Raw genomic sequence first — 25,778 nt, forward strand, 5'->3', positions numbered from 1 at the left:
TTCGGTACTCGCTGGGCGCATGACGCCGCCCCGAGACACGGCACGGATTCGGTTCATGCCTGAAGGAGCTATCGGTCACTTGCGGCAAAACTTGATAGCGAGTGCCTGCATCGGTCTTTTCCGGTAGCATTCCCCAGAGTTTGACCCGCCTGGAAGCCCCCCAATGTCCGACCGCCTGACCCTGCTGCGTCCCGACGACTGGCATATTCATCTTCGCGATGGTGCTGTGTTGACCCATACCGTCGCCGATGTCGCGCGCACCTTCGGGCGCGCAATCATCATGCCCAACCTGGTTCCGCCCGTGCGCAATGCCAGCGAGGCCGACGGCTATCGCAAGCGTATCCTCGCCGCACGCCCGACCGGCAGCCGCTTCGAACCGCTGATGGTGCTTTACCTCACCGACCGTACCCAGCCCGAAGAAATCCGCGACGCCAAGGCCAGCGGCTTCGTCCATGCCGCCAAGCTGTACCCTGCCGGCGCCACGACGAACTCGGACTCCGGGGTCACCAGCATCGACAAGATCTTCCCGGCGCTGGAGGCCATGGCCGAAGTCGGCATGCCCTTGCTGATCCACGGTGAAGTCACCCGCGGCGACGTCGACGTATTCGACCGCGAGAAGATCTTCATCGACGAGCACATGCGCCGCGTCGTGGAGCGCTTCCCGACACTCAAGGTCGTGTTCGAACACATCACCACCGGCGATGCCGTGCAGTTCGTCAACGAGGCCCCGGCCAACGTCGGCGCAACCATCACGGCGCATCACCTGCTGTACAACCGCAACCACATGCTGGTGGGCGGGATCCGGCCGCATTTCTATTGCCTGCCGATCCTCAAGCGCAACACCCACCAGGAAGCCCTGCTCGATGCCGCCACCAGCGGCAGCGCCAAGTTTTTCCTCGGCACGGACTCGGCGCCCCACGCCCGCCATGCCAAGGAAGCGGCCTGCGGTTGCGCCGGTTGCTACACCGCCTATGCCGCCATCGAGATGTACGCCGAGGCGTTCGAACAACGCAATGCGCTGGACAAGCTCGAAGGCTTCGCCAGCCTCCATGGCCCACGTTTCTACGGCCTGCCGGTGAACACCGATCGTATTACCCTGGTCCGCGACGAATGGACCGCCCCCGCCAGCCTGCCCTTCGGCGAGCAGACTGTCATCCCGCTGCGCGCCGGTGAAAAACTGCGCTGGCGCCTGCTGGAGGAAAGCGCGTGAGTGAAGAGCATTTCGATGACGAACTGGACGGCAACGGCGGTTCAAGCGGCACTCGCCACCCCATGGCTGCCCGGTTCCGGGGTTACCTGCCGGTCGTGGTCGACGTAGAGACCGGCGGTTTCAACTCCGCCACCGATGCGCTGCTGGAAATTGCCGCGACCACCATCGGCATGGACGAAAAAGGCTTTGTGTTCCCCGATCACACCTATTTCTTTCGCGTCGAACCCTTCGAAGGTGCCAACATCGAAGCGGCGGCCCTGGAATTCACCGGGATCAAGCTCGATCATCCACTGCGCATGGCCGTAAGTGAAGAAACAGCCCTGACCGACATCTTCCGCGGTGTGCGCAAGGCGCTGAAGGCCAACGGCTGCAAACGCGCGATCCTGGTCGGGCACAACAGCAGCTTCGACCTCGGTTTCCTCAACGCGGCCGTCGCGCGCCTGGACATGAAGCGCAACCCGTTCCATCCCTTCTCCAGCTTCGACACCGCCACCCTGGCCGGCCTGGCGTACGGCCAGACCGTGTTGGCCAAGGCCTGTCAGGCTGCCGACATCGACTTCGACGGCCGTGAAGCCCACTCGGCCCGCTACGACACCGAGAAAACGGCCGAACTGTTTTGCGGAATAGTCAATCGCTGGAAGGAGATGGGTGGCTGGCAGGATTTCGACGACTGATGCAAATCCTGGCTTGGCTTTATGTGGCGAGGGGATTTATCCCCGCTGGGCTGCGCAGCAGCCCCAATGGCAACGACTCAACCGGAACTGATACACCGAGTGAGTGCTTTTAGGGCTGCTGCACAGCCCAGCGGGGATAAATCCCCTCGCCACAAGTACTGCGTGCAGTTCTAAACCATAAAAAAACCGGCCCATCGAGAGCCGGTTTTTTTATGCCTGGTTCGCTTACAGCTTGTCGCCGTGCTCACCCAGGTAAGCGGCAACGCCTTCAGGCGATGCAGTCATGCCCTTGTCGCCTTTTTTCCAGTTGGCAGGGCAGACTTCGCCGTGCTCTTCGTGGAATTGCAGGGCGTCGACCAGACGGATCAGCTCTTCCATGTTACGGCCCAGTGGCAGGTCGTTGACGATCTGCGAACGGACCACGCCTTTGTCGTCGATCAGGAATGCACCACGGAAAGCCACGCCGCCTTCGGACTCGACGTCATAGGCCTTGGCGATTTCGTGCTTCATGTCGGCAGCCATGGTGTATTTCACCGGGCCGATGCCGCCGCCGTTGATCGGCGTGTTGCGCCAGGCGTTGTGGGTGAAGTGGGAGTCGATCGAAACGGCAATCACTTCAACGTTACGAGCCTTGAAATCGTCCATGCGGTGGTCCAGAGCGATCAGTTCGGACGGGCAGACGAAGGTGAAGTCCAGCGGATAGAAGAACACCAGGCCGTATTTGCCTTTGATGGCCGAGGACAGGGTGAAGCTGTCGACGATTTCGCCGTTGCCGAGAACGGCAGGAACGGTGAAGTCAGGGGCTTGCTTGCCTACGAGTACGCTCATTGGATATCTCCTGGTGTAATAACGTGAAAAACTAAGATTCGCGTCAGCCTGTCACCCTCCGGCGACAGCCCTGTGACACGAACCCGCTTCGCAAGGACCGACCATCATACACCGGGCATTTGGGCTGTCCTCAACGGTTTTTTGGCGTTATCGAAAAATCGCCAGAGTGCCACTAAAAAACCGTTCGTCAGCCCGTGGCGGCTCCAGCCCAGACACTTCAGAAACCACTTTGACAATCATTCTCGTTAACATTAAGATCCGTCTCAATTGAGTCACAACCAGCGACGGTTCTCACTTATGTATGTATGCCTCTGCACTGGCGTCACCGACGGACAAATCCGCGAAGCGATCTATGAAGGTTGCTGCAGCTATCGCGAAGTCCGCCAGGCCACCGGCGTAGCCAGCCAATGTGGCAAATGCGCCTGCCTGGCCAAGGAAGTGGTGCGTGAAACCCTCGCCAAAGCGCAAACGGCCCAGGCGTCGATCCCCTTCCCCGTGGAATTCAGCGCCGCTTAATAACCAGCTTTCAAAAGAACCGGACTCAGTGTCCGGTTTTTTTATGCCTGTAAATCAATTGCTTAGCTTCAAGACGCGGAACACAAACATTCTTATTCCGATTAATTTTCATTTATTATTCAATAACTTAGGTTTGACACCCGTAAGTACGCGGCTCAAACTCTGCCTTATAGACAGCTACTACAGGGCAGGCCTCACCATGAAAGGCGACGTTACAGTCATCCAGCATCTCAACAAGATCCTCGCCAATGAACTGGTCGCAATCAACCAGTACTTCCTGCACGCACGCATGTACGAAGACTGGGGCCTGAACAAGCTGGGCAAGCACGAGTACCACGAGTCCATCGACGAGATGAAACACGCGGATAAACTGATCAAGCGCATCCTGTTCCTCGAAGGCCTGCCGAACGTCCAGGACCTGGGCAAACTGCACATCGGCGAACACACCCGGGAAATGCTCGAGTGCGACCTGCGTATCGAACGCACCGGCCACACCGACCTGAAAGCCGCCATCGCTCATTGCGAAAGCGTTGGTGACTTCGGCAGCCGTGAACTGCTGGAAGACATCCTCGAGTCCGAGGAAGAGCACATTGACTGGCTGGAAACCCAACTGGGCCTGATCGACAAGGTCGGTCTTGAGAACTACCTGCAATCGCAGATGGGCGAAGAATAAGCTTCGCCAAAAACGAGCCACTAAAAAGCCCCGCCCTCTGACGAGAGGCGGGGCTTTTTATTGCCTGGCGACCCAGGCGACACTGAACATCTACTGTGGGAGCGAGCCTGCCCGCGATTGCGGTGTGTCAGCCGCCATCACTGTATCTGACCCGCCGCAATCGCGAGCAGGCTTGCTCCCACAAGGTCCCTGTTCAACCACAGTCTGAGTGGCGAACACGGACCATCGTAAATCAGGCTTCGGTCTTGCTCGCCGCTACTTTCGCTACAGCTTCCTTGATCGTGGTCTGCAGCGAGCCGTCAGCGGCCATCTCGGTCATGATGTCGCTACCGCCGATCAACTCACCTGCGACCCACAGCTGTGGGAAGGTTGGCCAGTTGGCGTACTTCGGCAGGTTGGCACGGATTTCCGGGTTCTGCAGGATGTCCACGTAGGCAAACTTCTCGCCACATGCCATTACCGCCTGAGCAGCCTTGGCCGAGAAACCGCACTGCGGCGCATTCGGCGAGCCTTTCATGTAGAGCAGGACGGTGTTGTTGGCAATCTGATCTTTGATCGTTTCGATGATATCCATGGAGCACCTCGGCTTAAACTTCGCGACTCAAGTCGTCGACACGGTGGCGCATTGTAACGGAAAGCCGAGCAAGGTGCTCGGTCTCCTCCACAGACAAGTTCACGCAGCCGCCACCGTTACCGGCACGCCATTGAGCGCCGCATTGCCGGACAACTCGTCCAGCTGGCGTTCGTCGGTCAGGTCATTGGCGCTGGAGCCCGGCTGCTCGCTGGCAATGCTCATCTGCACACCCGGCCGGGCATGCCCCCAACCGTGAGGCAGGCTGACCACGCCTTTCATCATGTCCGGGCTGCCCAGCACTTCGACTTCGATCACCCCCACCCGTGAACTGACCTTCACTCGTTGCCCATCGCTCAGACCACGACTGGCCAGGTCATCCGGATGCATCAGCAATTGATGACGCGGCTTGCCCTTCACCAGTCGATGGAAGTTATGCATCCAGGAATTGTTACTGCGCACATGCCGACGGCCAATCATCAGCAATTCACCCGGCTTGGGTGTCGGCAACGCGGCGAAACGCCCGATATCGGCGAGAATCACCGCGGGGGCGGCCTGCACCCGCCGGTTTTCAGTCTTCAGCCGCGGCGCCAGGTTAGGCTTGAGCGCCCCCAGATCGATGCCATGGGGATGGTCAAACAGCGTCGCCAGGGACAGCTTGTGCGGCGAGGCATCCCCGTAAGCACCCGCCCGCAAGCCGGCGTCGATCATTTGCGCGGGCGGCATGGTTGGTTTGAGTTCCTTGCCGGTCCTGGCGGCGAAGGCCTTGGCCAGGCCGACGAAGATCTCCCAGTCGTGCAGGGCGCCCTCGGGCTTGGGCAGGATGGCCCGGTTGAAACGGGTGACGTTGCGCACCGCGAACAGATTGAACGTGGTGTCGTAATGGTCATTTTCCAGGGCGGAGGTCGAGGGCAGGATCAGGTCGGCGTAGCGGGTGGTCTCGTTGATGTACAAATCGACGCTGACCATGAATTCCAGCCCGTCCAGCGCCTGCTCCAGTTGCCGCCCGTTGGGCGTGGACAGTACCGGATTGCCAGCCACGGTGACCAGTGCCCGGATCTGGCCTTCGCCCTCGGTAAGCATTTCCTCGGCCAAGGTCGACACAGGCAGCTCGCCGGCGTACTCGGGACGCCCGGATACACGGCTTTGCCAGCGGTTGAAATGCCCGCCCGAAGTGCTGGCCACCAGATCCACCGCCGGCTCGGTGCACAGCGCCCCGCCAACCCGATCCAGATTACCGGTCACCAGGTTGATCACCTGGATCAACCAATGGCACAGGGTGCCGAAAGCCTGGGTCGAGACGCCCATTCGCCCATAGCAGACCGCCGAGGGCGCGGCTGCGAAGTCCCGGGCCAACCGACGAATCTGCGACGCCGGCACCGCACAGAGCGGGCTCATCGCTTCGGCGGTGAAGGTTGCGACAGCCTCGCGCACCTCCTCAAGGCCATCCACCGGTAAATGACTGTCTCGGGTCAGGCCTTCGCTGAACAAGGTGTTGAGCAGGCCAAACAACAGCGCGGCGTCACCACCGGGGCGCACGAAAAGATGCTGGCTGGCCATGGCCGCCGTTTCGCTGCGACGCGGGTCGACCACCACCACTTTGCCGCCCCGGGCCTGAATCGCCTTCAGGCGCTTTTCGACATCCGGCACGGTCATGATGCTGCCATTGGACGCCAACGGATTACCGCCCAGAATCAACATGAAGTCGGTGTGGTCGATGTCCGGTATCGGCAGCAGCAAGCCGTGGCCATACATCAGGTGGCTGGTCAGGTGATGGGGCAACTGGTCCACGGAAGTAGCCGAGAAACGGCTTCGGGTTTTCAACAGCCCCAGGAAATAGTTGCTGTGGGTCGTCAGTCCATAGTTATGCACGCTGGGGTTGCCCTGGTAGACCGCCACCGCGTTCTGACCATGGTGCTCCTGAATGGCCGCCAGGCGTTCAGCGACCAATGCAAACGCTTCGTCCCAGGCGATGGGCTGCCATTCGCTGCCAATCCGCTGCATGGGTTGGCGCAAACGATCCGGGTCGTTCTGGATATCCTGCAGGGCCACCGCCTTGGGGCAGATGTGGCCACGACTGAAGCTGTCCAGCGGATCGCCCTTGATCGAGGTGATCGCCAGGCCCTGGCCTTCGGTTTCGGTGGTTTCCAGGGTCAAGCCGCAGATGGCTTCACACAGATGGCACGCACGGTGATGAAGAGTCTTGGTCATGGCCAGTCTCTGTTTTATTCGTGGCGGGCACTTTCGGCCGCGGGAACAAAACTATGGCGCGTGATCCACGCCTTTGCCAGCGAGGTTCGTCCTGTGAATTGCCGGGCATCAGGCGTACCGATGAAGTGGCATCACTGCTCGGGGGGTGGCGCTAACAGCTGGATCTCTTCGACGGTCTGCACCTGTTCCTGAGCGATAGGCTCTCCCGTCAGCTCCCCGATCAACCGCCAATGCTCGTCGAGCCCGCCGCTGATGGTGGCCATGCGATCGATCATTCGGCGACCGGCGGCCTTGATGACTTCATCGTCGCTGCGCAACAACTCGAATGACATGGACGTCACCGAAGCGGTGAGGTGAGTCAGGGAGCGCGCCGTCAGCCCCAGCAGCTCCATCAGTTGTTGCTCTTTCGAATCCATTTCGAAGCTCCTGCGTCTAGGGGTTCTTTTATAACCCACCCCTTTTGCATTAGGAAATGTTTCACACTGACCAACAGACAGGCGAATCGTTGAACGACAGGTCATAAAGCGACCACCCGTCATGCCAGGCCCGCCCCGACTGATTGCCAAGCCGCGCAACGCCAGTGTACAAATGGGTCGCTGCTGTCAGGAAACCGGCCTCAAACATGTCATCACAGTCTGGTGATGACCCTGCTGAAATCCCCAAAAACCGTAGCCCTATTGGTAAGACGCGACATTTAATGTCAATATCGCGCCTTCCCCTATTTTCGTCGCCCCCGTGCGGCTTTTGCCGCAGGTCTCGCCCGTTTTTTTATTAAACAAGGCTTTGAGCATCTGCGGTCTGTTACAAAAAGGTAGTCAATCATGAGCGCAAGGCACTTTCTCTCCCTGATGGATCTCACGCCCGATGAGTTGCTCGGCGTGATCCGTCGAGGCGTGGAGCTCAAAGACCTGCGTAACCGCGGCGTACTGTTCGAGCCCCTGAAGAACCGCGTACTGGGCATGATCTTCGAGAAATCATCGACCCGTACCCGTATTTCGTTCGAAGCCGGCATGATCCAGCTGGGCGGCCAGGCGATCTTCCTGTCGCCTCGCGATACCCAGCTGGGCCGTGGCGAGCCGATCGCTGATTGCGCCATCGTCATGTCGAGCATGCTCGACGTGATGATGATCCGTACCTTTGCCCACAGCACCCTGACCGAATTCGCCGCCCATTCCCGTGTGCCGGTGATCAACGGCCTGTCCGATGACCTGCACCCGTGCCAGTTGCTGGCCGACATGCAGACGTTCCTTGAACACCGTGGCTCGATCCAGGGCAAGACCGTGGCCTGGATCGGCGATGGCAACAACATGTGCAACAGCTATATAGAAGCGGCGATGCAATTCGACTTCCAGTTGCGCATCGCCTGCCCCGAGGGCTACGACCCCAACGCCGAACTGGTGGCCAAGGCCGGGGACCGGGTGTCCATTGTCCGTGACCCGAAACTGGCCGTGGCCGGTGCGCACCTGGTGAGCACCGACGTCTGGACTTCCATGGGCCAGGAAGAAGAAACCGCCAAGCGCCTCGAGCTGTTCGCGCCGCTGCAGGTCAACCGGGCCCTGCTCGACCTGGCGGATGCCGAGGTGCTGTTCATGCATTGCCTGCCGGCTCACCGTGGCGAGGAGATCAGCTTCGACCTGCTGGATGATCCGCGCTCGGTCGCTTGGCACCAGGCCGAGAATCGTCTCCATGCACAAAAGGCCCTGCTCGAGTTCCTTGTCGAGCCGGCGTATCACCACGCATGAGTCATCCCCTGCTGTTGAATCTGCACAACCTGGCCTGCGGTTACCAGGACCAACGGGTCGTGCAGAATCTCAACCTGCACCTCAATGCCGGCGACATCGGCTGCCTGCTCGGCTCGTCCGGGTGTGGCAAGACCACGACATTGCGGGCCATTGCCGGCTTCGAGCCGGTGCACGAAGGTGAAATCCAACTGGCCGGGGAAACCCTTTCCCGCGCCGGCTTCACCCTGGCCCCGGAAAAACGTCGTATCGGCATGGTGTTCCAGGACTACGCGCTGTTTCCCCACCTGAGTGTCGCGCAGAACATCGCCTTCGGCATCCGCAAGCATCCGAACAGGGAACGCGTGGTGGAAGAGCTGCTGGAGCTGGTCAATCTGAAGAACCTGGGTAAACGCTTTCCCCACGAACTGTCCGGCGGCCAGCAACAGCGCGTGGCACTGGCCCGAGCGCTCGCGCCGGAGCCACAGCTGCTGTTGCTCGACGAACCGTTCTCCAACCTCGACGGCGAGTTGCGTCGCAAGCTCAGCCATGAGGTGCGGGACATTCTCAAGGCCCGCGGCACCAGCGCCATTCTGGTCACCCATGACCAGGAAGAAGCCTTCGCCGTGAGCGACCACGTCGGCGTGTTCAAGGAAGGTCGACTGGAACAGTGGGACACGCCCTACAACCTGTACCACGAACCACTGACGCCCTTCGTCGCCAGTTTTATCGGACAGGGCTATTTCATCCGTGGCCGGCTCGAAAGCCCGGAATCGGTGCAGACCGAGCTGGGTATCCTGCGCGGCAACCGGGCCTACACCTGGCCTGTCGGTGGCGCAGTGGATGTGCTGTTGCGGCCGGACGATATCGTCTATGCACCGGACAGCCCACTGACGGCCAGGATCGTCGGCAAGACCTTCCTGGGGGCTTCGACCTTGTATCGCCTGCAATTGCCGACGGGAGCGCAGCTGGAGTCGATCTTTCCGAGCCATGCCGATCATCAGGTCGGCGCCCATGTCGGTATTCGCGTGTTGGCTGAACATCTGGTGCTGTTCCAGGCCTCGGGTAGTACGGCTGCGCATATACCGTTGGTGGACAGTGGGGTACGGCGGTACAGCGCGGCCCATTGAGTCAGGCCGAGATGCCCTCTTCCCGTTGTCTCTGATCTTTGATTGCGGGGGGCAACTGTCTATCTTTGCCGCCGTCATCGCGAGCAGGCTCGCTCCCACAGGTCTTGGTGGTGTATGCAAAGGCTGCGCACACCCCAACTCCCATGTGGGAGCGAGCCTGCTCGCGATGGCGGCCTGACAGCCGACATCGCTCTCCCGGCTGTACTCAGTTCAGATTAACCCAGCAACAACGTCCCACTGGCCACCAACCTCGCATCCCCGCCAATCTTCACCCGTTCCCCCTCCAACCGACAGAACAGCGCCCCGCCCCTGGCCGAGCATTGATAAGCCGTCAGCCCCAGTTTGCTCAGGCGTTTGGACCAGTACGGAACCAGGCTGCAATGGGTCGATCCGGTCACCGGATCCTCGTTGATACCAATCGCTGGCGCAAAGTAACGCGAGACAAAGTCATGCCGACTACCCGGCGCGGTGACGATAGCGCCAGGCCACGGCAGTTTAGCCAAGGCTGCCATGTCTGGCTTGCAATCGAGCACCGCTTGTTCCGACTCCAGCACCACCAGCAGGACATTGGATGCGAGGACGTCCACCGCCTCGACACCGAGGGCGTTCTGCACGGCCAGGGAGGCGCCCAGTTCGCTAGGTATCATGGCCGGAAAATCCAGCCACAACCGTTCACCTTCGCGACTGACGCTCAAGGGGCCGGATTTGCACATGAAATCCAACCGGTCGACAGTCTCGTGGTAGATCTCGAACAGCACATGGGCGCTGGCCAGCGTGGCGTGTCCGCATAGCGGGACTTCGGTGGTGGGGGTGAACCAGCGGATATGCCAATACTGACCTTCGCGCACCAGGAACGCGGTTTCGGCCAGGTTATGTTCGGCGGCGATCTTGTGCATCAAGTCATCGGCCAGCCAGGCATCGAGCCGATAAACTATCGCCGGGTTGCCGCCAAACGGTCGATCACTGAACGCATCGACTTGATGAAACGCAAGCTGCATGGCCTTCTCCTTCGCCTTGTTATAGGGGTGCGAGCATGAAGCGCCTTGACACGGTCACGCCAGTGACAGATCAAGTGAATTTTCACCCTACAGCGTAGGGCAAGATCTGCCCGCAAGAGATCAGGCGCGACCGATATCGGCGAACGCCGCCCCGGTATGCTCGGCCAACACCCCTGGGGCCAGTTCCACCTCCAACCCTCTTCGTCCCGCGCTGACATAGATGCTGGCGAAGGGTTCGGCGGAACGGTCGATGAAGGTGCGCAAACGCTTCTTCTGCCCCAACGGGCTGATACCGCCCAGCAGATAGCCCGTGGAGCGTTGCGCGGCGGCCGGGTCGGCCATCTCGACTTTTTTCACACCGGCGGCATGGGCCAGCGCTTTCAGGTCCAAGCTGCCGACCACCGGCACCACCGCCACCAGCAACTCGCCTTTTTCACTGGCGGCCAGCAGTGTCTTGAACACCTGCGCCGGATCCAACCCCAGTTTTTCCGCAGCCTCCAGGCCATAGGAGGCGGCCTTGGGGTCGTGTTCGTAGCTGTGGATACGATGCTCGGCGCGCACTTTTTTAAGCAGATCCAATGCGGGGGTCATGACCGCTCCTGAAGAAATCAGAAAAGAGTGGGCCGGGATTCTAAGTCATACTTCACGAATAGTTGAAAATATGACCGAAGGTTCACTTTCAATCTTTGACAGCAGCGTTTCTTGTCTATATTTTTTCGAAAGTGAAAGCCAGAACGCATGTCTCGAGCACTGCCGAGACCAGATTTACGTCCCAAGGCAATCGATATGACCGACATTCAGAACAAGAACTACATCATTGCCCTCGACCAGGGCACGACCAGCTCCCGCGCGATCATCTTCGACCGTGACGCCAATGTGGTCTGCACTGCCCAGCGCGAATTCGCCCAGCACTATCCCCAGGCCGGGTGGGTCGAACATGACCCGATGGAGATCTTCGCCACCCAGAGCGCGGTCATGGTCGAAGCCCTGGCCCAGGCCGGCCTGCATCATGACCAGGTGGCCGCCATCGGCATCACCAACCAGCGTGAGACCACGGTGGTGTGGGACAAGACCACCGGCCGGCCGATCTACAACGCCATCGTCTGGCAATGTCGGCGCAGCACCGAAATCTGCCAACAGCTCAAGCGCGACGGCCACGAGCCTTATATTAGCCAGACCACCGGCCTGGTCACCGACCCGTACTTCTCCGGCACCAAGCTCAAGTGGATCCTGGACACCGTGGAAGGCAGCCGTGAGCGTGCGCGCAACGGTGAACTGCTGTTCGGTACCGTCGACAGCTGGCTGATCTGGAAATTTACCGGCGGCAAGGTCCATGTCACCGACTACACCAACGCCTCGCGCACCATGCTTTTCAACATCCATTCCCTGGAGTGGGACGCGAAGATGCTCGACATCCTCGACATCCCCCGGGAAATGTTGCCGGAAGTGAAGTCTTCCTCGGAAATCTACGGCCGCACCAAGAGCGGCATTGCCATTGGTGGCATCGCCGGCGACCAGCAGGCCGCCCTCTTCGGCCAGATGTGCGTGGAACCGGGCCAGGCAAAAAACACCTACGGCACCGGTTGTTTCCTGCTGATGAACACCGGGGACAAGGCAGTCAAATCCAATCACGGCATGCTCACCACCATCGCCTGCGGCCCCCGTGGTGAAGTGGCCTACGCCTTGGAAGGCGCGGTATTCAATGGCGGTTCCACGGTGCAGTGGCTGCGCGACGAGCTGAAAATCGTCAACGACGCCCTCGATACCGAATACTTCGCCAACAAGGTCAAGGACAGCAACGGCGTGTACCTCGTGCCCGCCTTCACGGGCCTTGGCGCGCCGTACTGGGACCCCTATGCCCGTGGCGCACTGTTCGGCCTGACGCGTGGCGTACGGGTCGATCACATCATTCGCGCGGCGCTGGAGTCGATTGCCTACCAGACCCGCGACGTACTCGACGCCATGCAGCAGGATTCCGGTGAACGCCTCAAGGCCTTGCGCGTTGACGGCGGCGCGGTGGCGAACAACTTCCTGATGCAGTTCCAGGCCGACATCCTCGGCACCCAGGTCGAACGCCCGAAAATGCGCGAGACCACAGCCTTGGGTGCCGCCTACCTGGCGGGCCTGGCATGTGGCTTCTGGGGCAGCCTGGAAGAGCTGCGCGGCAAAGCGGTGATCGAGCGCCGGTTCGAACCACAACTGGACGAACAGGCGAAGGAAAAACTCTACGCCGGTTGGAAAAAAGCCATCAGCCGCACCCGCGACTGGGAATCCCACGAAGACGCCGAGTAGCCTGAAACCGCCATGAAGAAGGACTGAAACTGGTCGGGAGTGGATTCCTGCGGCATCATGGGCAAATTTTGCATGGCAGCCCAAAGGAAGCCCCATGAATCTGCCTCCCCGTCAGCAGCAAATCCTCGAACTGGTCCGTGAACGCGGCTATGTCAGCATCGAGGAAATGGCTCAGGTGTTCGTCGTCACCCCGCAAACCATCCGCCGCGATATCAATCAACTGGCGGAGATGAACCTGCTGCGTCGCTACCATGGTGGTGCCGCCTACGATTCGAGCGTTGAAAACACCGCTTACGCCATGCGCGCCGATCAGATGCGCGATGAGAAACAACGCATTGCCGAAGCCATCGCCGCCCAGATCCCCGATCATGCGTCGCTGTTCATCAACATCGGCACTACCACCGAATCCATCGCCCGGGCACTGCTCAACCACAACCAGCTCAAGGTCATCACCAATAACCTGCACGTGGCTTCGATCCTCAGCGCCAAGGACGACTTCGAAGTGTTGATCGCCGGCGGCAATGTACGCCGCGACGGTGGCGTGGTGGGCCAGGCCAGCGTCGACTTCATCAACCAGTTCAAGGTCGATTTCGCCCTGGTGGGTATCAGTGGCATCGACGAAGACGGCAGCCTGCTGGACTTCGATTACCAGGAAGTGCGCGTCTCCCAGGCAATCATCGCCAACGCCCGGCAAGTGCTGCTGGCGGCGGACTCCAGCAAGTTCGGGCGCAACGCCATGGTCCGCCTGGGGCCCATCAGCCTGATCGATTGCCTGGTGACCGACCAGCAACCAGTACCGGCCCTGGTGCAGTTGCTGAACCAGCACAAGATTCGGCTGGAAGTGGTTTAACGGCAGCTTCAAGCTGCTACTTTTCAGCTTCAAGAGATCGCAGGCTTCGCCAGCTCCTACACCATACCTGTAGGAGCTGGCGAAGCCTGCGATCTTTTTTATGTTCGAAAATTTTCTTTTTGACGTCTTTCGATGAGTTTTTTCAATCGGGATCGACTAGCCGCTGCTGTATTAATGGGCTAGTATTTTCGCAAATGAACATTTATGTTCGAATTCAAATGTCATGAAAGAAACCCGAGGCCAGCCGATGCCCACCTCCACATTGCCTACGCCCCCTATCGCCGAAATCTACGACATTGCCGTCATTGGCGGCGGCATCAATGGCGTGGGGATTGCCGCGGACGCTGCCGGTCGCGGTCTTTCGGTGTTCCTTTGCGAAAAGGATGACCTGGCCAGCCATACCTCCTCGGCCAGCAGCAAGCTGATCCACGGCGGGCTGCGCTACCTCGAACATTACGAATTCCGCTTGGTGCGTGAAGCGTTGGCCGAGCGCGAGGTGCTGTTGGCCAAGGCCCCGCACATCGTCAAGCAGATGCGCTTCGTACTGCCCCACCGCCCGCACCTGCGTCCGGCCTGGATGATCCGTGCCGGCCTGTTCCTCTACGATCACCTGGGCAAGCGTGAACAACTCGCCGGTTCCAAGAGCTTGAAATTCGGTGCCGATAGCGCGCTGAAAAGCGAGATCACCAAGGGCTTCGAATACTCCGATTGCTGGGTCGACGATGCACGGTTGGTGGTGCTCAACGCCATGGCGGCGAGGGAAAAAGGCGCACACGTCCACACCCGTACCCGCTGCGTGAACGCCCGTCGTAGCAATGGACTGTGGCATTTGCACCTGGAACGCGCCGACGGCAGCCTGTTTTCAATCCGCGCCAAGGCCCTGGTGAACGCAGCCGGCCCATGGGTCGCCAAGTTCATTCGCGATGACCTGAAGATGGAATCCCCCTACGGTATTCGTCTGATCCAGGGCAGTCATGTGATCGTGCCGAAACTCTATGAAGGCGAACACGCGCATATCCTTCAGAACGAAGACCAGCGCATCGTGTTCACCATTCCTTACCTGAACCAGTTCACCCTGATCGGCACGACCGACCGCGAATACACCGGCGATCCGGCCAAGGTGGCGATTACCGACGGCGAAACCGATTATCTGTTGAATGTGGTCAATGCCCACTTCAAGAAACAGATCAGCCGTGACGACATTCTGCACAGTTATTCCGGTGTGCGTCCGCTGTGCAACGACGAGTCCGACAACCCGTCGGCCGTGACCCGGGATTACACCCTGGCACTTTCCGGTAGCGGCCAAGAGGCGCCCTTGCTGTCGGTATTCGGCGGCAAGCTGACCACCTACCGCAAGCTGGCCGAATCGGCCATGACGCAGTTGGCCCCCTATTTCACCCAGATGCAACCGAGCTGGACCGCCAACGCCCCGTTGCCCGGCGGCGAGAACATGACCACCCCGCAAGCGCTCTGCTCGGCGATCCGCGATAAGTTCGACTGGGTACCGACCGCCCTCGCGCGCCGTTGGGCCACCACCTACGGCAGCCGTACCTGGCGCATGCTCGAAGGCGTGCATAACCTGAGCGACCTGGGCGAGTTGATCGGTGCCGATCTCTATACCCAGGAGGTCGACTACCTGTGCAGCGACGAATGGGCCGTCGATGCCCGGGACATTCTGTGGCGCCGCAGCAAATTGGGCTTGTTCACCACCCCGGCCGAACAGGAAAAGCTGCAGCAATACCTGGATAAAGTCGCCCACAACCGCCGCAAGATCGAAGCGGCCTGATCGATAGCCTGCTCGACCGAAGCCCCTGAATCCTCCGATTCAGGGGCTTTTTGCTGTCTGAAATCTCGCCACCGGCCCTGTGGGAGCGAGCCTGCTCGCGATAGCGGTGTGTCTGAATCAACAGAGGCTGGATGTGCCATCGATATCGCGAGCAGGCTCGCTCCCGCGGGGGTCGATGTGGATTCAAGGCATTCGGTTTTCCGAACACGACCCGGCACCCGGTTCGGCTAACCGGATGATTTGCTCACCAAAAGCCTGAAACAAAAAATTAATACCCCATGCAAAACAATAGGTTAGCCATGTTGACCCGGCCTGGCACGGGTCATGCTCTACACTCCTGGAGACGAATGCCTGGACGCCAACACACCAGGAGCAACCGGACATTCGAAGTACTCAGGGCCGAACCGGCTGAAATAAAAAAAACAATGTCGAGGAAACATCGATGCGTATCGTTCCCCATCTCCTGGGCGCAGCCGTTGCTGTCGCTCTGATCAGCACCCCAGCTTTCGCTGCCGAACTGACCGGCACGCTGAAAAAGATCAAAGAGTCCGGCGTCGTCACGCTCGGCCATCGCGACGCTTCCATTCCGTTCTCCTACATCGCGGACGCTTCCGGCAAACCGGTCGGCTACTCCCACGACATCCAGTTGAAAGTCGTCGAAGCCCTGAAAAAAGACCTGGACATGCCCAACCTGCAGGTCAAGTACAACCTGGTCACTTCGCAAACCCGTATCCCGCTGGTGCAGAACGGCACCGTGGACCTGGAATGCGGCTCCACCACCAACAACGTCGAGCGTCAGCAGCAGGTTGACTTCTCCGTTGGCATCTTCGAGATCGGCACCCGCCTGCTCTCCAAGAAAGATTCCAAGTACAAGGATTTCGACGACCTGAAAGGCAAGAACGTCGTGACCACCGCCGGCACCACCTCCGAGCGACTGCTCAAGGCCATGAACGCCGACAAGCAGATGGGCATGAACGTCATCTCTGCCAAGGACCACGGCGAATCCTTCCAGATGCTGGAATCGGGTCGTGCCGTCGCGTTCATGATGGATGACGCCCTGCTGGCCGGCGAAGCGGCCAAGGCCAAGAAAGCCGATGACTGGGCCGTCACCGGTACGCCACAGTCCTACGAAATCTACGGCTGCATGATGCGCAAAGGCGACGAGCCGTTCAAAAAGGCTGTGGATGACGCCATCAAGGCCACCTTCGCGTCGGGCGAGATCAACAAGATCTACGACAAGTGGTTCACCCAGCCGATCCCACCGAAAAACCTGAACCTGAACTTCCCGATGAGCGACGAGCTCAAGGCACTGATCGCCAATCCGACCGACAAGGCGGCTGACGACAAGAAGTCCTGATTTTTCTGACTAACCTTATCTCCTGAAGGGGCCCGGCCCTTTCAGGGGATGGTCACTCCCAGCTGACAATAAGGAAACACTCGAACCGGTGGCTGTCGAGCCGGACGCGTGTGCCTGGCCTTCAAGGTCGGGCGGGAACGGAGCTTCCCCAGGCGGGCATCTGTACATCGAACGATCTGAGGGGAGACCCTAATGAATTACAACTGGGACTGGGGCGTGTTCTTCAAGTCCACCGGCGTGGGCAGCGAGACTTATCTCGACTGGTACATCGCCGGCCTGGGCTGGACCATCGCCATCGCCGTCGTGGCCTGGATCATTGCCCTGCTGCTGGGCTCGGTCCTGGGTGTGATGCGCACCGTGCCGAACCGGCTGGTGTCGGGTATCGCCACCTGCTACGTGGAGCTTTTCCGTAACGTGCCGTTGTTGGTGCAGCTGTTCATCTGGTACTTCCTGGTACCCGACCTGCTGCCGGAAAACCTGCAGGAATGGTACAAGCAGGACCTGAACCCGACGACTTCGGCCTACCTGAGCGTCGTCGTGTGCCTGGGCCTGTTCACTGCCGCCCGGGTCTGCGAACAAGTGCGCACCGGTATCCAGGCGCTGCCACGCGGCCAGGAATCCGCTGCCCGGGCCATGGGCTTCAAGCTGCCGCAGATCTACTGGAACGTGCTGCTGCCCCAGGCCTACCGGATCATCATTCCGCCGCTCACCTCGGAATTCCTCAACGTCTTCAAGAACTCCTCCGTGGCCTCGCTGATCGGCCTGATGGAACTGCTCGCGCAGACCAAGCAGACCGCCGAGTTCTCCGCCAACCTGTTCGAAGCCTTCACCCTGGCGACCTTGATCTATTTCACCCTGAACATGAGCCTGATGCTGCTCATGCGCATGGTCGAGAAGAAAGTCGCGGTGCCCGGCCTCATCTCCGTGGGGGGTAAATAATGGAATTCGATTTCAGTGGTGTCGTTCCGGCCATTCCCGGCCTGTGGAACGGCATGGTGATGACCCTCAAGCTGATGGTCCTGGGCGTGGTCGGCGGCATCGTTCTGGGTACGATCCTGGCGCTGATGCGCCTGTCCCATAACAAGTTGCTGTCCAATATCGCCGGCGCCTACGTCAACTACTTCCGCTCGATCCCGCTGCTGCTGGTGATCACCTGGTTCTACCTGGCGGTGCCGTTCGTGCTGCGCTGGATCACCGGCGAAGACACGCCAATCGGCGCGTTTGGCTCCTGCGTCGTGGCGTTCATGATGTTCGAAGCCGCGTACTTCTGCGAAATCGTGCGGGCCGGCGTGCAGTCGATCCCCAAGGGCCAGATGGGCGCCGCCCAGGCGCTGGGCATGAATTATGGCCAGACCATGCGCCTGATCATCCTGCCCCAGGCGTTTCGCAAGATGACCCCGCTGCTGCTGCAACAAAGCATCATCCTGTTTCAGGACACCTCGCTGGTCTACACCGTCGGCCTGGTGGATTTCCTCAATGCTTCGCGAGCCAATGGCGACATCATCGGCCGCTCCAATGAGTTCCTGATCGTCGCAGGTCTCGTGTACTTCACAATCAGCTTTGCCGCCTCGCTGCTGGTCAAGCGTCTGCAAAAAAGGTTCGCCGTATGATCTCTATCAAGAACATCAACAAGTGGTATGGGGACTTCCAGGTACTGACCAATTGCAGCACCGAGGTCAGCAAAGGTGAAGTGGTGGTGGTGTGCGGTCCGTCGGGTTCGGGCAAGTCCACCCTGATCAAGTGCGTGAACGCCCTGGAGCCGTTCCAGAAAGGCGACATCGTGGTCGACGGCACGTCCATCGCCGACCCGAAGACCAACCTGCCGAAACTGCGTTCGCGGGTGGGCATGGTGTTCCAGCACTTCGAACTGTTCCCGCACCTGACCATCACCGAGAACCTGACCATCGCGCAGATCAAGGTGCTGGGCCGCAGCAAGGAAGAAGCCACCAAGAAAGGCCTGCAGTTGCTTGATCGGGTCGGGCTCTCGGCCCACGCCCACAAGCATCCGGGCCAGCTCTCTGGCGGCCAGCAACAACGCGTGGCGATTGCCCGCGCCTTGGCGATGGACCCGGTGGTGATGCTGTTCGACGAACCGACTTCGGCCCTCGACCCGGAAATGGTCAATGAAGTGCTCGACGTGATGGTGCAACTGGCCCACGAAGGCATGACCATGATGTGCGTGACCCACGAAATGGGCTTCGCCCGCAAGGTGGCGAACCGGGTGATCTTCATGGACCAGGGCCAGATCATCGAAGACTGCCCGAAGGAGGAGTTCTTCGGCGACATCAGCGCCCGCTCCGAACGTGCGCAGCACTTCCTTGAGAAAATCCTGCAGCACTAAGCAGCACCGCTCCCCCTTGTGTGGGAGCGGGCTTGCTCGCGAAGGCGTCATGTCAGCAAATAACCTGTCGACTGACACACCGCTTTCGCGAGCAAGCCCGCTCCCACAAGGGGCCGGGTGTTGGTTTGTAGATTTGTGTTGTGGTTGACCCAAGGCTTCTGTGATGAAATGCGACCCCACCCTCTATCGCGCGACGCCGCCATCACTTGCCGTGAAACCCCGCCTGATCCGCCATTTGTTCCTGCCGCCGTTGATCATCGCCCTGATGATCGGCCTGGGTTACCTTGGTTTCTGGATCAGCGAGCACTACGGCATTCGCGGTCTCGCCGAGAATGGCGAGCGCCAGTTGGAATTGCACGCCCGCGCGGTCGAGAGCGAGATCAGCAAGTACACCTACCTGCCCAGCCTGCTGGAGCTTGAGTCCAGCGTCTCGCAACTGCTCGACGACCCGACACCGGAACATCGCAAGACCGTCAACGAATACCTCGAAGGCCTGAACCGCCGCAGCCGCAGCCGGGCCATCTACGTGATGGACACCACCGGCCGGGTCATGGCCACCAGCAACTGGCGCGACGTCGACAGCTACCTGGGCGAAGACCTGTCCTTCCGCGCCTATTTCCAGAACGCCGTTCGCGGCCAGCCGGGACGCTTCTACGGCATCGGCAGCACCAACGGCGAACCCGGCTATTACCTGGCCCATGGTCTGGAACAACAGGGCAAGATCATCGGCGTGGCCGTGGTCAAGGTCCGGCTCGAAGCCATGGAGGAACGCTGGCAACGGGCGCGACTGGAAGCGTTCGTCAGCGACGAGAACGGCATCATCATTCTCTCCAGCGACCCGGCACGACGCCTCAAGTCCGTACGTCCGCTGAGTGATGACACCAAGGAACGCCTGGCCCGCAGCCTGCAGTATTACTGGTTCCCGCTGAACGAACTGATCCCCCTGGCCCGAGAACGGCTGACCGAAGGCATGGAGAAACTGACGTTCCCGGCCAACACCGAAGTGGCCGCCGAAAAACAGGCCATCAGTTACCTCTCGCAGACCCGGCCCCTGAACGACACGCCGTGGAATTTCACCCTGCTGACACCCCTTGAAGACCTGCGACGCCAATCGATCAACCAGGGCATCCTGGTGGCCGTGGCCTTCGCCCTGGTAGCGTTCCTGCTGATCGCCTGGAACGAACGGCGCAAGGTCATCGCGACCCGCCTCGCCGCCCGCGAAGCCTTGCAGGAAGCCAACAGCCAGCTCGAACGTCGGATTACCGAACGCACCACCGACCTGCGAGCCAGCAACGATCGGCTCAAGAGCCAGATCCGCGAACGCCGGCAGGCCGAAGAAACGTTGCGCCGGGCCCAGGACGAACTGGTACAGGCCGGCAAACTGGCAGCCATCGGCCAGATGTCCACCAGCATCGCCCACGAGCTCAACCAGCCGTTGGCCGCGCTGCGCACCTTGTCCGGTAACACCGTGCGCTTCCTGGAACGCGGCCAGCTGGATACCGCCAGCGCTAACCTCAAGACCATCAACGAACTGATCGATCGCATGGGGCGGATCACCGCCAGCCTGCGTTCCTTCGCCCGGCGCGGGGATGACAAGGGCCGCGCCAGCCTCGGCAAGGCCGTCGAGGCCGCCCAGCTACTGCTGGCCGCTCGCCTTGAAAGCCAGCATGTCCAGGTGCATACCGGTTTCGATAACGTCCAGGTGCAGATCGACCAGACGCGCCTGGAGCAGATCCTGGTGAACCTGATCGGCAATGCCCTGGACGCCATGCAGGGCCGACCCGAGCCACGGCTGTGGCTCGAAGGCCAGGCCCAGGATGGGAAATATCGCCTGCGGGTACGGGACAATGGCCACGGTATCGACCCGGAAACACGCAAGCATCTGTTCGAGCCCTTCTTCACCACCAAACCCGGCGAACAAGGCCTGGGCCTGGGCCTGACGCTCTCGGCGAGCCTGGCCGCTGCCGCTGGCGGGCACCTGGATGTCGAGCACCCGGATGGCGGTGGCAGCACCTTTGTCCTCAGTTTACCGTTGGTAAGCCCTTTATCTGCCGAGCCGCTATGAACAACGACCTGAGCGTACTGATCGTCGAAGACGATCCCCATGTCCTGCTGGGCTGCCAGCAGGCCCTGGCCCTGGAAGACATTCCCTGCGTCGGCGTGGGCAGCGCCGAGGAAGCCCTGGCACGGGTCGGCGATGACTTTGCCGGCATCGTCATCAGTGACATCCGCCTGCCGGGCATCGATGGCCTGGAGCTGCTGACCCGCCTCAAGGCACGGGACCGCAGCCTGCCGGTGGTGCTGATCACCGGTCACGGCGACATCTCCATGGCGGTGGGCGCCATGCAGAAAGGCGCCTACGACTTCATGGAGAAACCCTTCTCTCCCGAACGCCTGGTGGACGTTGCCCGTCGCGCCCTGGAACAGCGCAGCCTGGCCCGCGAGGTCACTTCGCTGCGTCGGCAACTGGCCGAGCGCGACTCCCTGGAGGGCCGGATCATCGGCCGTTCGCCAGCCATGCAGCACTTGCGGGAATTGATCGCCAACGTCGCCGATACTTCGGCCAACGTGCTGATCGAAGGCGAAACCGGTACCGGCAAGGAATTGGTCGCCCGTTGCCTGCACGATTTCAGCCGACGCCATGGTAAACAGTTCGTCGCACTGAACTGCGGCGGCTTGCCAGAGAACCTGTTCGAGAGCGAGATTTTCGGCCATGAGGCCAATGCCTTCACCGGCGCCGGCAAGCGTCGGATCGGCAAGATCGAGCACGCCGACGGCGGCACGCTGTTTCTCGATGAAGTGGAAAGCATGCCCCTGCCCTTGCAGATCAAGTTGTTGCGCGTGCTGCAGGAGCGCACCCTCGAACGGCTGGGCTCGAACCAGAGCGTGGCCGTGGATTGCCGGGTGATCGCCGCCACAAAGTCCGACCTGGATGAACTGGGTCGGGCCGGGCAGTTTCGCAGCGACCTGTACTACCGCCTCAACGTGGTGACCCTGGAACTGCCGCCGCTGCGGGAACGGCGCGAAGACATCCTGCAACTGTTCGAGCATTTTCTTCAGCAGTCATCCCTGCGCTTCGACCGTACGGTGCCGACGCTGGACAACCAGACCCTGTCGAACCTGATGAGCCACGACTGGCCGGGCAACGTACGTGAGCTGCGCAACGTCGCCGAACGTTTCGCCCTCGGCCTGCCGGCCTTCAAGAAGTCCGGGGCCAGCGGCGGCAGCCAGGGCCTGGCCTTCGCCGAAGCGGTGGAAGCCTTCGAACGCAACCTGCTGGTCGACGCCCTGCAACGCAGCGGTGGCAACCTGACCCAGGCCAGCCTGGAACTGGGGATGGCCAAGACCACGCTCTTCGACAAAGTCAAAAAGTACGGCTTGAGCCATTAACCGGGGACGATAAAGCTGTGGACCTGATTTTCAAGGCGGCGCTCGGCGCGGCGGTGGTGGTGGTCCTGGCGATGCTCGCCAAGACCCGAAACTATTACATCGCCGGGCTGGTGCCGTTGTTCCCCACCTTTGCCCTGATTGCCCACTATATCGTCGGCAAGGGTCGCTCGGTGGACGACCTGAAGACCACCATCGTGTTTGGCATGTGGTCGATCATTCCCTACTTCGTGTACCTGGCGACGCTGTACATCATGGTCGACCGCATGCGCCTCGAGGCTTCGCTGGCCGTGGCGGCCGTGGCCTGGCTGATGGCGGCGACGGTGCTGGTCAGTGTCTGGGTGAGGGTGCACGGCTGAATGTTGACGGCACCCTGTGGGAGCGAGCCTGCTCGCGATCGCGGTGGATCAGCGTGTGGCGATGCTACCTGTACTGCCGCCATCGCGAGCAGGCTCGCTCCCACAGGGGCCGATGCGACCGCGGTCTCTGCGATCACCCCATACCATTGTGGGAGAGCATGCGCGCGATCGCGCCGGATCAGTAGCCGACGGTGAACCGCGTGCCTGAGAACTGCGGTGCTTCCACTTCATCGATCATCGCAATGGCATAGTCGGCAAAGCTGATCCAGCTGCGCCCGGCGGCGTCAAACATCAGATGGTCCTTGCCGAGCCGGAACTGGCCGGTGCGTGCGGTTTCCACGAACTCCGCCGAGGGCGAGAGGAAGGTCCAGTCCAGGTCCTGTTCCTTGCGCAGCACGTCCAGGAACAAAGCACCGGCAGTGGCTTCGGCAAGGTATTCCTCTGGAAAACCATCGCTGTCGATCACCCGGCTATTGTCCGGCAACAGCAGCGAGCCTGCGCCGCCCACCACCAGTAACCGCTTGACCCCGGCGGCCTTCAGCGGAGCGACAATCTTGTCGGCCGATACGGTGGCAAAGTGGGCAGCGCTGATCACGACATCGTGACCGTCGACTGCGGCAGTCAACGCCTCGCTGTCCAGTACGTCCAGTTGCCTGCAGGTCACCCCGGTCCTTTCCCCGATTTTCGCGGTATTACGGGCGATGGCCGTCACACTGTGACCGCGACGTAGGGCTTCTTCCATCAGTTGGCTGCCGGCACGACCGGTAGCGCCGATGATTGCGATTTTGCTCATGATGTTCTCCAGTGATTAACGATGTTTGAAAATACTGTTGTGAATACAAAGCCCGTGGGAGCAACGCTTGCTCGCGATACAGACGCCGCGATTTTCAGAAAGACCGTATCAAATTCATCGCGGGCAAGCCTTGCTCCCACAGGCCTTGCTCCTGCATAACAAGAACAAGTCCCTCACCACTTCATCTCCCCCTTCGCCACCTTGGCACTGAGCGCCAGGGAGCTGTCTTCCCCCAGGTTGGGATAACGTTGTTTCATGGCCGCGATCAGCGCAGCGGAATCCTTGGCGCGAGCGGTCTCTTCGTCGAACGCCTTGATGTACCCGGCGGTGAAGGTGACCGCGGCCAGGGAGCGGGCACTCTCGCCCAGGTAATGCCCCGGGATCACGGTGCTCGGTTGCAACCTCTCAATACCGGCCAGGGTCGCCAGCCAATCCTTATGGGATTGCGGCGTCTGGGTGTCGGCCATCCAGACGTGAATGTTCTCGGCCACCACCACACCGCCGACCACCGCCTTGATCGAAGGAATCCACAGGAAACTGCGGTCCGGTTGTGGACCGTCGAGGCCGACGATCTGCAAGCGCTGGCCTTCCAGCATCAGGCTGTCGCCCTTGAGCACTTGGGGCACGACAGCCTTGGCCGGCGCGTCGGCCTTCAGGATCGGCCCCCAGTATTTAAGCTTGCCGTCGACGGTCTGCTTGATGTGCTCGACGGTCGGTGCAGACGCCAGCACCTTGGCTTCAGGGAACGCAGCGGTCAGGGTTTCCAGGCCGAAATAGTAGTCCGGGTCGCCATGGCTGATATAAATCGCGGTCAATTGCTTGCCGCTGGCGCGGATTTTCTGCACCACCTGTTCAGCCTGGGATTTGCCGAACTGGGCATCCACCAGAATCGCCTCCTTTGCGCCACTGACCAGTACCGAGGTCACCGGGAAAACCGCCGCCTCGCCAGGATTGTAGACGTCGAGCGTAAGGTCGGCGGCCCAGGCGTGGGCGGTGAAGACCAGGCCGGCGGTTGCCAGCAACAGGCGCTTGAGTGAGGGGATTGCGGTCATGCTGTGCTCCGTTGTCCATGGGCCCGAGGGCAATGAAACGGAGCTTAGTCATCTGGTTCGTTCCAAAAAATGCGATGCTACGACATAGTTTGTTTCTGAAAGCGGGCAAATCATGGATCGTCTACAAGCAATGCGGGTGTTTGTCGCCGTGGTGGACCTGGGCAGCCAGTCGACAGCGGCCGAGTACCTGGACCTGTCGCGGCCGGTGGTCTCGCGGTATCTGGCGGAGCTGGAGGATTGGGTCGGTGCCCGGCTGATGCACCGTACCACCCGCAAACTGAGCCTGACGGCCGCAGGCCTGGAGGTATTGCCGCGCTGCCGACAGATGCTGGAACTGTCCAGCGATATGCAGGCGGCTGTCAGCGCGCCAGACGACGCCCCGCGAGGCATCTTGCGCATCAGCGCCAGCACCTCGTTTGGCCAGGCCCAGTTGGCAGCGGCGATCACCGAGTACGTCACCCGGTATCCGGGGGTGAGCGTCGACCTGCAAATGCTGGATCGCACCGTGAACCTGGTGGACGAACGCATCGACCTGGCGATCCGCATGAGCAACGACCTGGACCCCAGCCTGATCGCCCGGCGTCTTACTGTCTGCCGCTCGGTGATCTGCGCCTCGCCCGGTTACCTGCGCAAACACCCGGTACCGCAACGGGTCGAAGACCTGAGCCAGCACAATTGCCTGACCCACTCCTACGTGGGCAAGAGCCTCTGGCATTTCGAGCAGGATGGCGAGCAGGTCTCGGTGCCGGTGCAGGGCAATATCAGCGGCAACGACGCCAGCACCTTGCTACGGGCGACCATGGCCGGTGCCGGCGTGGCAATGCTGCCCAGCTACCAGGCCGGCGCCCACATCAAGAGCGGCGAACTGACCCGCCTGCTGGCCCACGCCGAACCCCGGCAGATGAACATGTACGCGGTGTACGCATCACGCCGACACATGCCGTCGGCGCTGCGCAGCCTGGTGGATTTCCTGGTGGTGAGGTTTCCCGAGACGCCGGAGTGGGATGTGGGGTTGTAAAAAATACTTCCTCA

The 25,778-nt window shown here is 60.7% G+C and carries 25 protein-coding genes; 17 read left to right on the forward strand and 8 right to left on the reverse strand.

Translation table 11 applies throughout. The annotated features are described in order from the left end of the window. Nucleotides 1-163: 163 nt before the first annotated feature. Together pyrC and rnt are read left to right on the forward strand one after the other, a co-directional pair. Nucleotides 164-1,210 carry a dihydroorotase gene (gene pyrC, locus PCOSP_RS22670; protein ID WP_464709556.1) on the forward strand — a complete coding sequence of 349 codons (1,047 nt, stop codon included), beginning with the start codon at nt 164-166 and terminating at the stop codon, nt 1,208-1,210. Then, nucleotides 1,207-1,884: a ribonuclease T gene (gene rnt, locus PCOSP_RS22675; RefSeq protein WP_041020238.1), complete on the forward strand. Its 678-nt coding sequence runs from the start codon at nt 1,207-1,209 to the stop codon at nt 1,882-1,884. Before pyrC ends, rnt begins: the two co-directional genes overlap by 4 nt. Before the next feature lie 225 nt (nt 1,885-2,109). Here rnt and PCOSP_RS22680 read toward each other — a convergent pair whose 3' ends face one another. Beyond that, the gene (locus PCOSP_RS22680) at nt 2,110-2,712 is read right to left on the reverse strand and encodes a peroxiredoxin (protein WP_072395029.1); all 603 of its coding nucleotides are present in this window, start codon (nt 2,710-2,712) and stop codon (nt 2,110-2,112) included. Nucleotides 2,713-3,009: 297 nt separating this feature from the next. Here PCOSP_RS22680 and PCOSP_RS22685 point away from each other — a divergent pair, with 297 nt between their 5' ends. Both PCOSP_RS22685 and bfr read left to right on the forward strand, forming a co-directional pair. Then, a complete protein-coding gene (locus tag PCOSP_RS22685) occupies nt 3,010-3,228 on the forward strand; it encodes a bacterioferritin-associated ferredoxin (RefSeq protein WP_024779506.1) in 219 nt (72 codons plus the stop codon). Nucleotides 3,229-3,427: 199 nt separating this feature from the next. Continuing rightward, complete coding sequence (gene bfr, locus PCOSP_RS22690) at nt 3,428-3,901, forward strand: bacterioferritin (RefSeq protein ID WP_024779505.1); 474 nt, start codon at nt 3,428-3,430, stop codon at nt 3,899-3,901. Between the two features lie 232 nt (nt 3,902-4,133). Here bfr and grxD read toward each other — a convergent pair whose 3' ends face one another. The 3 genes from grxD to PCOSP_RS22705 form a co-directional block, all read right to left on the reverse strand. Further along, on the reverse strand, nt 4,134-4,475 hold the full coding sequence (grxD, locus tag PCOSP_RS22695; protein WP_041020242.1) for a Grx4 family monothiol glutaredoxin: 342 nt from the start codon (nt 4,473-4,475) through the stop codon (nt 4,134-4,136). A 99-nt stretch (nt 4,476-4,574) separates the two neighbouring features. Then, nucleotides 4,575-6,683 (reverse strand): molybdopterin oxidoreductase family protein, encoded by a 2,109-nt coding sequence (locus PCOSP_RS22700; RefSeq protein WP_464709557.1) that lies wholly within the window; start codon nt 6,681-6,683, stop codon nt 4,575-4,577. 131 nt (nt 6,684-6,814) lie between these two features. Beyond that, a complete protein-coding gene (locus PCOSP_RS22705) occupies nt 6,815-7,099 on the reverse strand; it encodes a hypothetical protein (RefSeq protein ID WP_047701161.1) in 285 nt (94 codons plus the stop codon). A 405-nt stretch (nt 7,100-7,504) separates the two neighbouring features. On the opposite strand from PCOSP_RS22705, the gene argF reads away from it, so the two are divergent. Together argF and PCOSP_RS22715 are read left to right on the forward strand one after the other, a co-directional pair. Further along, entirely contained in the window at nt 7,505-8,425 is a 921-nt protein-coding gene (argF, locus tag PCOSP_RS22710) for an ornithine carbamoyltransferase (RefSeq protein ID WP_139647731.1), read from the forward strand. Then, the gene (locus PCOSP_RS22715; RefSeq protein ID WP_175364196.1) at nt 8,422-9,531 is read left to right on the forward strand and encodes an ABC transporter ATP-binding protein; all 1,110 of its coding nucleotides are present in this window, start codon (nt 8,422-8,424) and stop codon (nt 9,529-9,531) included. The genes argF and PCOSP_RS22715 overlap by 4 nt, the downstream gene beginning before the upstream one ends. 215 nt (nt 9,532-9,746) lie before the next feature. Here PCOSP_RS22715 and PCOSP_RS22720 read toward each other — a convergent pair whose 3' ends face one another. Further along, nucleotides 9,747-10,529: a PhzF family phenazine biosynthesis protein gene (locus PCOSP_RS22720; protein WP_464709558.1), complete on the reverse strand. Its 783-nt coding sequence runs from the start codon at nt 10,527-10,529 to the stop codon at nt 9,747-9,749. 120 nt (nt 10,530-10,649) lie between these two features. Next, entirely contained in the window at nt 10,650-11,120 is a 471-nt protein-coding gene (ybaK, locus tag PCOSP_RS22725) for a Cys-tRNA(Pro) deacylase (protein ID WP_175384693.1), read from the reverse strand. 195 nt (nt 11,121-11,315) lie between these two features. Here ybaK and glpK point away from each other — a divergent pair, with 195 nt between their 5' ends. The 10 genes from glpK to PCOSP_RS22775 all read left to right on the forward strand — a co-directional run bounded on the left by glpK (nt 11,316) and on the right by PCOSP_RS22775 (nt 22,901). After that, complete coding sequence (gene glpK / locus PCOSP_RS22730) at nt 11,316-12,821, forward strand: glycerol kinase GlpK (protein WP_139647724.1); 1,506 nt, start codon at nt 11,316-11,318, stop codon at nt 12,819-12,821. 94 nt (nt 12,822-12,915) lie between these two features. Next, on the forward strand, nt 12,916-13,671 hold the full coding sequence (locus PCOSP_RS22735) for a DeoR/GlpR family transcriptional regulator (RefSeq protein WP_139647722.1): 756 nt from the start codon (nt 12,916-12,918) through the stop codon (nt 13,669-13,671). A gap of 247 nt (nt 13,672-13,918) precedes the next feature. After that, nucleotides 13,919-15,457: a glycerol-3-phosphate dehydrogenase gene (gene glpD, locus PCOSP_RS22740; RefSeq protein WP_464711989.1), complete on the forward strand. Its 1,539-nt coding sequence runs from the start codon at nt 13,919-13,921 to the stop codon at nt 15,455-15,457. A 442-nt stretch (nt 15,458-15,899) separates the two neighbouring features. Next, on the forward strand, nt 15,900-16,814 hold the full coding sequence (locus PCOSP_RS22745; protein WP_175384692.1) for a glutamate/aspartate ABC transporter substrate-binding protein: 915 nt from the start codon (nt 15,900-15,902) through the stop codon (nt 16,812-16,814). 192 nt (nt 16,815-17,006) lie between these two features. After that, complete coding sequence (locus PCOSP_RS22750) at nt 17,007-17,753, forward strand: amino acid ABC transporter permease (RefSeq protein WP_041020252.1); 747 nt, start codon at nt 17,007-17,009, stop codon at nt 17,751-17,753. Then, a complete protein-coding gene (locus tag PCOSP_RS22755; protein WP_041020253.1) occupies nt 17,753-18,424 on the forward strand; it encodes an amino acid ABC transporter permease in 672 nt (223 codons plus the stop codon). The genes PCOSP_RS22750 and PCOSP_RS22755 overlap by 1 nt, the downstream gene beginning before the upstream one ends. Then, nucleotides 18,421-19,155, forward strand: coding sequence for an amino acid ABC transporter ATP-binding protein (locus PCOSP_RS22760; protein ID WP_024779491.1), 735 nt, complete (start codon nt 18,421-18,423; stop codon nt 19,153-19,155). Before PCOSP_RS22755 ends, PCOSP_RS22760 begins: the two co-directional genes overlap by 4 nt. 163 nt (nt 19,156-19,318) lie before the next feature. Next, nucleotides 19,319-21,220: a two-component sensor histidine kinase AauS gene (gene aauS / locus PCOSP_RS22765; protein ID WP_139647718.1), complete on the forward strand. Its 1,902-nt coding sequence runs from the start codon at nt 19,319-19,321 to the stop codon at nt 21,218-21,220. Continuing rightward, on the forward strand, nt 21,217-22,545 hold the full coding sequence (gene aauR, locus PCOSP_RS22770) for a two-component response regulator AauR (RefSeq protein ID WP_139647716.1): 1,329 nt from the start codon (nt 21,217-21,219) through the stop codon (nt 22,543-22,545). The genes aauS and aauR overlap by 4 nt, the downstream gene beginning before the upstream one ends. 26 nt (nt 22,546-22,571) lie before the next feature. Beyond that, nucleotides 22,572-22,901 (forward strand): GlpM family protein, encoded by a 330-nt coding sequence (locus PCOSP_RS22775; RefSeq protein ID WP_175364201.1) that lies wholly within the window; start codon nt 22,572-22,574, stop codon nt 22,899-22,901. 178 nt (nt 22,902-23,079) lie between these two features. Here the strand turns inward: PCOSP_RS22775 and PCOSP_RS22780 are convergent, their stop codons facing one another. Beyond that, nucleotides 23,080-23,694, reverse strand: a complete 615-nt coding sequence (locus tag PCOSP_RS22780) for an NAD(P)-dependent oxidoreductase (protein ID WP_464709559.1) — start codon at nt 23,692-23,694, stop codon at nt 23,080-23,082. Nucleotides 23,695-23,867: 173 nt separating this feature from the next. Next, nucleotides 23,868-24,746 carry an MBL fold metallo-hydrolase gene (locus PCOSP_RS22785; protein ID WP_175364198.1) on the reverse strand — a complete coding sequence of 293 codons (879 nt, stop codon included), beginning with the start codon at nt 24,744-24,746 and terminating at the stop codon, nt 23,868-23,870. 112 nt (nt 24,747-24,858) lie between these two features. Here PCOSP_RS22785 and PCOSP_RS22790 point away from each other — a divergent pair, with 112 nt between their 5' ends. Further along, nucleotides 24,859-25,764, forward strand: a complete 906-nt coding sequence (locus tag PCOSP_RS22790) for a LysR family transcriptional regulator (RefSeq protein WP_139647709.1) — start codon at nt 24,859-24,861, stop codon at nt 25,762-25,764. The last annotated feature ends 14 nt before the right edge of the window (nt 25,765-25,778 follow it).

This window comes from Pseudomonas sp. MAFF 730105 (assembly GCF_055380705.1).

Coding starts and splice junctions, on each gene's coding strand:
- argF (WP_139647731.1), top strand. CDS start 7,505: ATGAGCGCAAGGCACTTTCTCTCCCTGATGGATCTCACGCCCGATGAG.
- PCOSP_RS22680 (WP_072395029.1), bottom strand. CDS start 2,712: ATGAGCGTACTCGTAGGCAAGCAAGCCCCTGACTTCACCGTTCCTGCC.
- PCOSP_RS22705 (WP_047701161.1), bottom strand. CDS start 7,099: ATGGATTCGAAAGAGCAACAACTGATGGAGCTGCTGGGGCTGACGGCG.
- PCOSP_RS22715 (WP_175364196.1), top strand. CDS start 8,422: ATGAGTCATCCCCTGCTGTTGAATCTGCACAACCTGGCCTGCGGTTAC.
- glpK (WP_139647724.1), top strand. CDS start 11,316: ATGACCGACATTCAGAACAAGAACTACATCATTGCCCTCGACCAGGGC.
- PCOSP_RS22755 (WP_041020253.1), top strand. CDS start 17,753: ATGGAATTCGATTTCAGTGGTGTCGTTCCGGCCATTCCCGGCCTGTGG.
- PCOSP_RS22720 (WP_464709558.1), bottom strand. CDS start 10,529: ATGCAGCTTGCGTTTCATCAAGTCGATGCGTTCAGTGATCGACCGTTT.
- PCOSP_RS22780 (WP_464709559.1), bottom strand. CDS start 23,694: ATGAGCAAAATCGCAATCATCGGCGCTACCGGTCGTGCCGGCAGCCAA.
- PCOSP_RS22760 (WP_024779491.1), top strand. CDS start 18,421: ATGATCTCTATCAAGAACATCAACAAGTGGTATGGGGACTTCCAGGTA.
- PCOSP_RS22700 (WP_464709557.1), bottom strand. CDS start 6,683: ATGACCAAGACTCTTCATCACCGTGCGTGCCATCTGTGTGAAGCCATC.
- PCOSP_RS22785 (WP_175364198.1), bottom strand. CDS start 24,746: ATGACCGCAATCCCCTCACTCAAGCGCCTGTTGCTGGCAACCGCCGGC.
- PCOSP_RS22685 (WP_024779506.1), top strand. CDS start 3,010: ATGTATGTATGCCTCTGCACTGGCGTCACCGACGGACAAATCCGCGAA.
- pyrC (WP_464709556.1), top strand. CDS start 164: ATGTCCGACCGCCTGACCCTGCTGCGTCCCGACGACTGGCATATTCAT.
- bfr (WP_024779505.1), top strand. CDS start 3,428: ATGAAAGGCGACGTTACAGTCATCCAGCATCTCAACAAGATCCTCGCC.
- PCOSP_RS22790 (WP_139647709.1), top strand. CDS start 24,859: ATGGATCGTCTACAAGCAATGCGGGTGTTTGTCGCCGTGGTGGACCTG.
- ybaK (WP_175384693.1), bottom strand. CDS start 11,120: ATGACCCCCGCATTGGATCTGCTTAAAAAAGTGCGCGCCGAGCATCGT.
- PCOSP_RS22735 (WP_139647722.1), top strand. CDS start 12,916: ATGAATCTGCCTCCCCGTCAGCAGCAAATCCTCGAACTGGTCCGTGAA.
- PCOSP_RS22745 (WP_175384692.1), top strand. CDS start 15,900: ATGCGTATCGTTCCCCATCTCCTGGGCGCAGCCGTTGCTGTCGCTCTG.
- grxD (WP_041020242.1), bottom strand. CDS start 4,475: ATGGATATCATCGAAACGATCAAAGATCAGATTGCCAACAACACCGTC.
- glpD (WP_464711989.1), top strand. CDS start 13,919: ATGCCCACCTCCACATTGCCTACGCCCCCTATCGCCGAAATCTACGAC.
- aauS (WP_139647718.1), top strand. CDS start 19,319: ATGAAATGCGACCCCACCCTCTATCGCGCGACGCCGCCATCACTTGCC.
- aauR (WP_139647716.1), top strand. CDS start 21,217: ATGAACAACGACCTGAGCGTACTGATCGTCGAAGACGATCCCCATGTC.
- PCOSP_RS22750 (WP_041020252.1), top strand. CDS start 17,007: ATGAATTACAACTGGGACTGGGGCGTGTTCTTCAAGTCCACCGGCGTG.